Annotated in this window: 4 protein-coding genes; 2 read left to right on the top strand and 2 right to left on the bottom strand. The window is 68.1% G+C overall.

The genetic code is table 11. The features are described 5' to 3' along the window. Nucleotides 1-41: 41 nt before the first annotated feature. Entirely contained in the window at nucleotides 42-857 is an 816-nt protein-coding gene (locus AC1D12_RS28960) for an NAD(P)H-dependent oxidoreductase (protein WP_477844589.1), read from the bottom strand. A gap of 102 nt (nucleotides 858-959) precedes the next feature. Here AC1D12_RS28960 and AC1D12_RS28955 point away from each other — a divergent pair, with 102 nt between their 5' ends. Beyond that, nucleotides 960-1865 carry a LysR family transcriptional regulator gene (locus tag AC1D12_RS28955; RefSeq protein WP_477844587.1) on the top strand — a complete coding sequence of 302 codons (906 nt, stop codon included), beginning with the start codon at nucleotides 960-962 and terminating at the stop codon, nucleotides 1863-1865. 69 nt (nucleotides 1866-1934) lie between these two features. Here the strand turns inward: AC1D12_RS28955 and AC1D12_RS28950 are convergent, their stop codons facing one another. Then, nucleotides 1935-2534: a TetR/AcrR family transcriptional regulator gene (locus AC1D12_RS28950; RefSeq protein ID WP_477844585.1), complete on the bottom strand. Its 600-nt coding sequence runs from the start codon at nucleotides 2532-2534 to the stop codon at nucleotides 1935-1937. Nucleotides 2535-2741: 207 nt separating this feature from the next. Here AC1D12_RS28950 and AC1D12_RS28945 point away from each other — a divergent pair. Further along, nucleotides 2742-3239, top strand: a 498-nt coding sequence (locus tag AC1D12_RS28945) for a hypothetical protein (protein WP_477844583.1), incomplete at its 3' end; no start/stop codon positions are given.

Here is a 3239-nt window from a genome sequence, read left to right as displayed (position 1 = left end):
CGACCTGACCGGCGGCGCAGGGCACCGGTTCGGAGAGGGGATCAGGCTCCCCTCTCGAGGGGTCGAGGGAGAGGGACCGTTTCCGGGCCCGCGATGTGCGCCACCAGTCCGCTCTGGCCGGCCGCGACATGAGCTGCCAGGACGTGGCCGTCGGGATAGTCGCCACCGTTTTGCGGCCGGAAGGGGATGGGCGCTTCTTCGAAGAGGCGTTCGACACGCGAGCGCCAGGCTTGCCTGGCCGCGGCCACCTCATCCGCCGCCATTCGTCCGGTGCCGTAGACGGCGAAGGTGGGCAGCACGTCGAAGCCGGGAAAATAGAGCGCGCCGTGCGTGATGGGGAAGAGCAGCTGCTCGAGCGGCCCGTTGATGCCCCGCGGCGAATAATCCCTGGCCGGCCCGCCGACCGCGACGGCGAGCATCGCCCGCTTGCCCTTGAAGGCGCCATCGCCATAGCGGTACCGGTTGCCTGCGTTCTGGTAGCCGTACGCGAGGCCGTAGGCCCACACCCTGTCCACCCAGCCCTTCATGATGGCCGGCATGCCGAACCACCAGAGCGGAAACTGGAAGACCACTGCGTCGGCGGCCAGCAGCTTCTGCTGCTCGGCGGCAATATCCGCGACCTGTTGCCCACCGAGATAGGAATGCCCTGACTCCGCAATGAACGACAAGCGATCCGGGTCGGCCCGGCTGGGGAAATCGTGTTCGTCGAAAACGGCCTTCCAGTGCATGCCGTACAGATCCGACTGCAGCACCTCGTGCCCCTGCTGCCGTAGCGTTTGCAAGGACACCTCCACAAGCTGGCGGGTCAGCGATGTGGGCTCGGGGTGCGCATGGACGATCAGGACCTTCTTCTGCATCGATTCACTCTTCATCGGTGGCGCCGGTAGGGCGATGGCGCAAGTCTCGGCAGTTGCGAGCCATCTGTGAAATCGATGCTTTGTTTGGCTACTATTCATGGCATGGATAGCACGCGCCTCGACCTCAACCTGCTGGTCACCCTGGAGGCCTTGCTGGTGGAGCAGAACGTGACCAAGGCGGCCGCCCGCCTGCACCTGAGTCAACCGGCGGTCAGCGCGCAGTTGAGCCGCCTGCGCGACGCGTTCGACGACCCGTTGCTCATCCCTGCGCAACGCGGCATGACGCCGACCGCCAAGGCCATCGACCTGCTGGCCCCCTTGCGCCACGCCTTGGACCAGGTGCGCGCCACCGTCGCCTCGCACAGGAACTTCGACCCTGCCGAGGCGGAGCTGACCTTCACCATCGCCTGCACGGACTACCTGCAGGCGGCAGTGGTCAAGCCGCTGGTCGTGGAACTGCGCACCCGGGCGCCCGGCGTGCGCGTGGCGCTGCGCAACCTGGACATGCCGCAGCTGGAAGCGCAGATGGCGCGGGGCGATGTGGACCTGGCGCTGATGACGCCGGAGGTCGCGCCGCCGGGCCTGCGGACGCGGCACCTGTTCGATGAGCGCTATGTGCTGATCGGCCGGCGGGACCATCCACGGCTGCGGCGCAAGCTCTCGGTCGCGCAGTTTGCGCAGCTGGAGCACGTGATCGTCTCGCTGGGCGGGGCCGACTTCGTCACGCCGGTGGACAGCACCCTGGCGGCGCTGGGGCACAAGCGCAAGGTGGTGCTGTCGGCGGCATCGTTTCTGTTCCTGCCGGAGATCGTGGCGGCGTCGGACTTCGTGGCTCTGGTGCCGGAGCTGCTGGTGCGGGACCGACGGGACAGGCTGCTGCTGGTTGAGCCGCCGTTTCCCGTGGAATGGTTCGCGGTGGGGATGGTTTGGCACGAGCGGGGTCATGGGCATGGGGGACAGAGGTGGGTGAGGGAGGCCATCGTGTCAATGAACGGACGCCACCACTGAAACAAGGAAGACCCATCGAACCCACGACTGGACCGGCTGCACGCCCGATGGGTGGCGGCACGGGGCGGATCACTGAGGCGCAGCGTCGCCCCCGCGCGCCAGTGCACCCAACAGCACGTCGAGCCCGAATTCGAAGGCGGCATCGAGGCCCTCGATTCGCAGGAACGGCGCCACGGCGGCGACGTGCGGCAACGCAATGGTCTGCGGCGCATGTTGCAGCTGCAGCTGGGTGGGTTCCGGAATGTGCTCGATGCTCGCGACGTAGGCCATGCCCGCGCCGTTCACGAAGCCGCCCATCAGGCGGAACCACCAGGCCTGCTGCTGCGGTGCCAGCCCGCACTCGGCGTACATCAACAGCAGCTGCTCGTAGATGTCGAATGCACGCGGAGTGTTGAAGCGGCGTGCAGCGAGCAGCGTGAAGGCGCGCGGATGGCGCACCGCGATCTGCCGGTAGCTGCGCATGCTCCGGCGGATGCGTTCGATCGGCGGGGCGCTGGCGGGATCGGGCATCTCGATCTCGCCGATCAGCAGCTCCTGCACCGCATCGAGCAGCTCGCCCTTGGACTTGAAGTGATGGTAGAGCGCCATCGCCTCGACGCCCAGCTCCTGGCCGATGCGGCGCATCGAGCAGCCGTCCAGCCCGAGGCTGTCGATGAGTGCCAGGGCCACCGCGGCGATCCGGTCCCGATCGAGCGGCGTGCGAGGAAGCGGTGGGGACGCGGGCGGAACCGACGTCGGCGCTTTGCGGGGTGTGCGGGCACTGGCCATGGGCCACTTTACAACGTAAGGCACCCTGCAGTACATTTCGCTGCATCGACCTTACGGTGTAAGGTCAATCAATCCAGCCAGAAGGAAACGCTTCCCGTGAACTCGACAATGACCCCCGCCGACATGGCCACCCTGGCAGACGACATCGAAGCCCGCGCCTGGGTGGACTACTACGACGCGGCGCCCCCGGCGCTGCGCCGGACGCTGGGCATCGCCCACGACCGCGTCGCCGATGCGACGCTGCTGTTGGCACCCGGCATCGAGTCCCCCCTGTTCAACCGGGCGATCGGGCTCGGGCTGCGCTCGCCGGCGGGCGCCCACAGCACCGCGCAAGTCGCAGCGGCGTTCGCGGCGGCCGGTTCCCGCCACTGGTGGCTGCATGTCAACACGCACGCGCAGCCCCGCGACACGGCGCTGTCGCTCGAAGCGGCCGGATGGCGGCCGGGCGAACCCGCGAACTGGGTGAAGATGCTGYGGCCGGCAGGCCCGGTGGATGCAGGCGAGACGACGTTGCGTGTCGCGGCCGGCACCGACGAGGATGCCGATGCGATCGCCGACGCGATCACCCGCGGATTCGGCCTGCCGTCATTCGTCGCCACCTGGTTG

Source organism: Rhizobacter sp. P1_G5 (genome assembly GCF_056405435.1).
Note: the sequence above shows the minus strand (reverse complement) of the source record. Positions and strands in the feature narration are given on the sequence as shown.